The sequence below is a fragment of the Paraburkholderia sp. C35 genome (assembly GCF_003121405.1).
In the GTDB taxonomy this organism is placed as follows: Bacteria; Pseudomonadota; Gammaproteobacteria; order Burkholderiales; family Burkholderiaceae; genus Paraburkholderia.
On the sequence record NZ_QBUY01000204.1, the window covers coordinates 1 to 5,297 of the forward strand.

Genomic DNA, 5,297 nt, shown 5'->3' on the forward strand with positions numbered 1-5,297 from the left:
CGCTCGCTGAAACAACATAAAGGGTGAAGGCGTATCTCGTATGGGCGCAGCGCTCGGTGCACTAGAGGCGACCGGCGTTGGTCCATCGCGCAGCGAATGGTGAGGTGATCTCCATTGAAGTTCGCCGATTAGAAATCCAACGCGGAAAATGAGTTGTTCAGACCTTCCCTAACTCAAATTCGAGTGCGGGAACGCGCTTAAAAATGCGCAACAATCCTTGCGGTGCGTGCAACTGGAAGCGATGACCCGGTCAGGCGGCTCGCGGGCGACGGCGCCCTTTAGGTCGTCGGGGCCGCGCGTAACGCAGGTGAGGCGTTCGCTTTGCAGACCAGCTCCCGGCGTTAGCCTGCCAAAGGCAATCGGTGCCTTGATACCCGTCCGGGCGGCCGCTCATGGTGTAGCAACCGACATCTGTGAACATTGGAAGAGCGTCGGCTATGGGTCGAAGGGGCATCCAGCAACAGCACGCAACTAACCGTCTGACCGCCACACCAGCAATACGGCTCCGCCAAAAAAGCTGCCCACAGGAAAGTGGCTTTCAAGGCGAGGGGGCCTCGGCAACCAACTGCCGGTTGCCGGAGCGACGCCCGTGCGGTAGGGTGGCGACCGGTCCGCAAGCATCGGGGACCTTATTACACAAAGGGAGACGCATAGATGAACAAGCACGAACTGATTGACGCTGTAGCAGCTGCCACAGGCGAAACCAAGGCCAGCACGGGCGAAGCCATTGACGCCATTCTGGAAGCCGTGACAGCTGCAGTCACGCGCGGCGACACAGTCCAGCTGATCGGATTCGGTTCTTTTTCGACGGGTGCCCGCGCCGAACGTACGGGCCGCAATCCTGCTACCGGCGAGACCATCAACATTCCGGCGGCGAAGACCGTCAAGTTCACGGCCGGCAAGGCGTTCAAGGACGCTGTCAATGCCGGTTGATATCGGCCAGACATGACGGGCGGGCCAGCTACCGCACGGGAGGGTTAGCTACCTGACCGTTTTTGGCCAGACAGCTTGCTCCGTTAATGGGCTCCATGTAGTGTCGACGGTTCCAGAAGATTCCGGTTATTCCTGACTTTTGGTGCGTGTTGAAGCCCACAGCTCATACCGGCTGTGGGCTTTTTTTGTGGCGAGATTTTTTCTGGGAAGGCTTGTAACGGACACAGGCCTGCGAAGCATATCTACGTGCGCTGCAGCCTCGCAGCACACTGGTTGTGGATCTCGCCGACGACTGGCACGCGGTAATCGAGACGCTCACCGTTCAGACGAGCGAGAACTCGACGAGATGATCCGTTCTTAGCTAGTCACCCGTGCGCGCCATGGCCATAAGCTCGCTGACCACGAGGTGGCACAGCATTTCTGCCCGCGCTTCGTCGTCGGATAGCATTTGCATGGCTACGCATTCACGGGCGGGCGAAATCGGCGGCCGTCAGTTCAAGGCGCGAGGCTGGATGAGCGAGCACCTTGCGCTCAGCGATCGCGCGGATGCGACCGTAACCATCGCGAAAGGCACGCAGGATCCGGATGTCGTCGGCGTGGGGTTCAAGCCAGAAGCAGTCCTGCAGTGCCCTGATCGTGACCGTGCATTCGACCATTCCTTGGGGACTAGGAAGGAAAAACGCTACGCCGCGGCCGGCGAGCACCTGAGGGTTGACTTCAAGCGTGTCCATGGGAAGCAGCAGGGAGTGCGATAGAGCGGAGGAGTGAGATTGTTGCACAGAGAATGCGGCATGAATATCTGGGTATTGTTTCGCCACCCGATGTGTCTCGATCCAGATGCATAGATCCCGAAAAATCTCACCAAACAGGGCCGGGCACGAATCAGATTAACGTGCGCCAGACTTCATTTGTTCGCGTTTACCCGTTCTGGTCGAGCAGCCAGGCCGGAATATCCCGTACGCCGTTAATCACGCGCCATATTTCAACCAAAGCGCAATTCCTGTTGGTGGGCTGGGCATGGCACTGCGTTTTCCGCCAGCAGTTCGCCGATCGTCCGTGGGCCAGCTTCGTTCGCTGCGCCTCAAGATAGATATGGCCAATATGCTGACAATTACTGGAACGTCTGCGCCCGGCAGCATGTTTGCGCCTGGGACCCTGCCGGGTCGAACGGGACAGCGGTCATACCGATTGGCAGGTGCCAGGGTGACGTGATACAAAGTTGTCTGTTGCAGTAGCCGGACACGGCCTGCGATATTGCATCTGCGGATGCGACTCTCAACGTTCACAGGGTCAGGAAAATGGCAACGGGCACAGTCAAGTGGTTCAACGATGCGAAAGGCTTCGGCTTCATTACTCCGGATGAAGGGGGAGAAGACCTGTTCGCTCACTTCTCCGAAATCAAGACTGAAGGGTTCAAATCCCTGCAGGAAAACCAGAAAGTGAGCTTCGACGTCAAGATGGGGCCGAAGGGCAAGCAGGCTGCGAACATCAAACCTGTTTGACTGGTCGCGCGGATCGCACGGCAAGCTGAAGACCGCATTGCTGCGTGGCGCGCAAGCTGAGTATTCCCGGGCGCAAGGTGCACAATCGGGCGGCCGGTCTGTCCAGGCGGCAGGGCAGGGTAGTTAACGACGCTGCACGGAGGGAGTCATGGAGAAGCCGATCATCACGCCGGAAGAATTTGTCGACGAGATCAATCGGCGCCTTCCGGAGCACGATTGCTATTCGCCCGGTCTGCAGATGTTTCTTATCCCGCGCAACGGCGTCAGCGACGATGCGATTGGTATCGATTGGGAACCTCGCGATGCCAGCAACGGTGTCATAGCGATCAGTGAGATTCACAACCAGGTTGCCGCAGAATTCATAGTTAGCAAATATCTCGGACGTCGGCATTGATGAAGCGTTCTGGTCGCTCGTCTCCGCGACCTGCTTCGCATACCGATCATGCTTCGTTGAGGTGTTACCACTTTGCACGCCGCAAGGCCGCGTCGTCGAGATGAATTACTTCCTCGCGGCGAACGCCTCTGCGAACTGGCGCGCCTGTTTGACTTCATCGCTGTGCAGGTAGATCGACGTGGTGGAGACCGATGCGTGCTGGAGGTTGTCGCGCACGGCAGTCAATTCGGCGCCGCTTTCTAGCGCGTGCGTGGCGTGCGTGTGGCGCATCCAGTGCGGTCTGGCCCGTCGCGGCTTGCCCGCCAGGGGGCATGATCTGTTCAATGAACTGATGCGCAGTGTCTACCTCGCGTGGTTTCTACAGCAGGACGATTACGGACAATAAACCGTCAACCGTTTCAAGACAGCGGAATATGCTGTGAAGGCTGCGCTGGAGCTGGCACCGCGATCGTCTCTTCGTACTGGAAATCGCATGCGGCGACTTACTAACTTCTCCTGCTGCTCCGTCGGTCGCGCGATACGCTGAGACATTGCCGACGATAAAGCACGAATCGCTATTGGCCTTCGTGAATTCGATCTACTTGCGCACGGTCGCGTTATCGAACCTGGCTCTGCCGTCGACTGGTTGATATCGGCCGCAAGAGCTGATGATTGCACCCGTGCTAGCATGCCTCGCAAAACATCCGTGAGATCGCAGCTATGTCCAAACCCGTTATTTCGCCCGAAGAGTTTATTGTCGAAGTTAACAAGCGATTGCCCAACATCGGTGGTTATGAACCTGGGATGCATGTGTCTCTTTATCCGGAGGGAAGCACTGGCGCAACTGCAAGCGGCTATAGTCTGGAACCGGACACTGTCGAGACAAGGGCGATCGTTGGAATCGCGATTTCGCAGGTGCTTTCCGAGTTCGATATTGACCCTAACCTCTCGCGACCTTCCTGATGCTCTCTGCTGCTCAACTCCGCGAGTTTCCCCAACAGTTGAAGAAGCTGGAGTTCAGACGTGGAACTTTGGATTCAACCATGTGCGCCATGCGCTGACCTTTACGGAGAGCCGTCTTTGGTCGATCCGCACGAGTCGTTGACTCTCATCGGAGCTCGCGCAGTGAAAGACGCGCAAGATGCGCAGCACTACACCTGCACGCGATGCAGCGCTGCATTCGCGCGTATCTTCCGCGGCGAGCCACGAAAACAGGTCTGGGTGCTGTTGAACGCAGGGCAACATTGATTCGGTCAGAGGGTTGTCCCTCCGAATGTTCGTTGTGGCTGATCGGCGGACACAGCTTGCGGTGGCGAGGAGCGCGGACAAGCGAGTCGGGATGTGGTTTTGGCATAACGGCCCGATATCGGCGGCGGCGTCCGCCTTCCGGAAGCCCGGCACTCACGATGACCGGCCGTGGCGGCGGCAAACTCAAGATCAAGGCGTACGTAGGCGCGAGCAAGACCTCGACGCTGCGGCTTGTCGCAAACCGCCTCGCCCATCAGCGAGGCATCTATCTGGCGTTTAATCGCGAAATTGCGGAACAGGCACGGCGTGGCTTCTCGTCCAACGTGCTGGCCGAAACGGTTCACTCGCTGGCCGACCGATCGGTGTCGCCTCAACTTGCCGCGCGAGTGAAATACCCCGCGGAGCCGCCGCACGAACTCGCCGCCCGCTATGGCCTCGGTCCGGTACAGGTGCCGCTCGTGACGGGGAATCTCGCTGAAGTCACGCCGTTCGAGCTCGGACAGTTGGGGTCAATTCTCCGTGGACATCAACACTCATGTGCATATGTACGTGCACTTGACATGCTTACGCTGCCACTGCGGCGACTTGAGTTGGTCGTGTATTTTCAAGGACTGGCGCTATCTATGATCCCTTGATTGCAAAGCATCTGTATCTTGCAAACGAGATCCGCGACCGACCTCGAGCACATCTTTTTCATCGCCTGACCGCGGTGCATTGTGACGGTGACCTCACAGGCGTTCATTTCATGCGCGATCTGCTTGTTGAGGAGTCCAGCCACGACGAACCCAACGACTTCCTTTTCGCGCGGCGTTAGTGATGCATAGGAAGCGCGCAGCGCATGCAGCGAGCGATCGACCAGCAGACGCTCGCGGTCCTCGTCGATAGCATGAGAGGATCGCATCAAGAAAATCCTGATCGCGAAATGGTTTGGACAAGAAATCACGCGCACCGGCTCTCATTGCCTTGACCGTCATCGGAATGTCGCCATAGCCCGTCAGGAAAACGACGGGCGTTTTCAGGTTCTGCACTGCCATCCGGTCTCTCACTTCGAGCCCATTTTCCCCTCGGTCAGCCAGCCAATCGCAAAGGGACTCACGAATCCCGAGAGATTGCCGATCGAATTGATCAGCGCGATACCTGCTGCTGCCGTTGCGTCCTGCATTTTTTCGGTCGGCAAACTCCAGAACAGGGGCAACGCCGACAGAATGCCCGCCGATGCAACCGTCAAGCCACCCAACGCC

The 5,297-nt window shown here is 58.0% G+C and carries 7 protein-coding genes and 3 pseudogenes; 5 read left to right on the forward strand and 5 right to left on the reverse strand.

Going from position 1 to position 5,297, the window contains the following annotated elements; all coding sequences use genetic code 11:
• Window positions 1–654 precede the first annotated feature (654 nt).
• The gene (locus DK391_RS43755; RefSeq protein WP_109484233.1) at window positions 655–933 is read left to right on the forward strand and encodes an HU family DNA-binding protein; all 279 of its coding nucleotides are present in this window, start codon (window positions 655–657) and stop codon (window positions 931–933) included.
• Between the two features lie 464 nt (window positions 934–1,397).
• On the opposite strand, the gene DK391_RS43760 is transcribed toward DK391_RS43755, so the two are convergent.
• Complete coding sequence (locus DK391_RS43760) at window positions 1,398–1,664, reverse strand: DUF1488 family protein (RefSeq protein WP_109484234.1); 267 nt, start codon at window positions 1,662–1,664, stop codon at window positions 1,398–1,400.
• Window positions 1,665–2,231: 567 nt separating this feature from the next.
• On the opposite strand from DK391_RS43760, the gene DK391_RS43765 reads away from it, so the two are divergent.
• Window positions 2,232–2,435 (forward strand): cold-shock protein, encoded by a 204-nt coding sequence (locus tag DK391_RS43765; RefSeq protein WP_035988139.1) that lies wholly within the window; start codon window positions 2,232–2,234, stop codon window positions 2,433–2,435.
• Between the two features lie 148 nt (window positions 2,436–2,583).
• Complete coding sequence (locus DK391_RS43770; RefSeq protein ID WP_109484235.1) at window positions 2,584–2,829, forward strand: hypothetical protein; 246 nt, start codon at window positions 2,584–2,586, stop codon at window positions 2,827–2,829.
• Between the two features lie 105 nt (window positions 2,830–2,934).
• Here DK391_RS43770 and DK391_RS43775 read toward each other — a convergent pair.
• Window positions 2,935–3,138 (reverse strand): annotated as a pseudogene (locus DK391_RS43775) (tyrosine-type recombinase/integrase); the annotation flags it as partial.
• 390 nt (window positions 3,139–3,528) lie between these two features.
• Between DK391_RS43775 and DK391_RS43780 the strand changes: the two are divergent.
• Window positions 3,529–3,771 carry a hypothetical protein gene (locus tag DK391_RS43780; RefSeq protein WP_109484236.1) on the forward strand — a complete coding sequence of 81 codons (243 nt, stop codon included), beginning with the start codon at window positions 3,529–3,531 and terminating at the stop codon, window positions 3,769–3,771.
• Between the two features lie 443 nt (window positions 3,772–4,214).
• The gene (locus DK391_RS43790; RefSeq protein WP_239483122.1) at window positions 4,215–4,691 is read left to right on the forward strand and encodes a hypothetical protein; all 477 of its coding nucleotides are present in this window, start codon (window positions 4,215–4,217) and stop codon (window positions 4,689–4,691) included.
• Here DK391_RS43790 and DK391_RS43795 read toward each other — a convergent pair.
• The 3 genes and pseudogenes from DK391_RS43795 to DK391_RS45565 all read right to left on the reverse strand — a co-directional run.
• Complete coding sequence (locus tag DK391_RS43795) at window positions 4,661–5,005, reverse strand: LuxR C-terminal-related transcriptional regulator (protein WP_343225482.1); 345 nt, start codon at window positions 5,003–5,005, stop codon at window positions 4,661–4,663. The two genes, DK391_RS43790 and DK391_RS43795, sit on opposite strands and share 31 nt — an antisense overlap.
• A 4-nt stretch (window positions 5,006–5,009) precedes the next feature.
• Window positions 5,010–5,090 (reverse strand): annotated as a pseudogene (locus DK391_RS45735) (DNA-binding response regulator); the annotation flags it as partial.
• Between the two features lie 8 nt (window positions 5,091–5,098).
• Window positions 5,099–5,297, reverse strand: a pseudogene (locus tag DK391_RS45565) (MFS transporter); the annotation flags it as partial.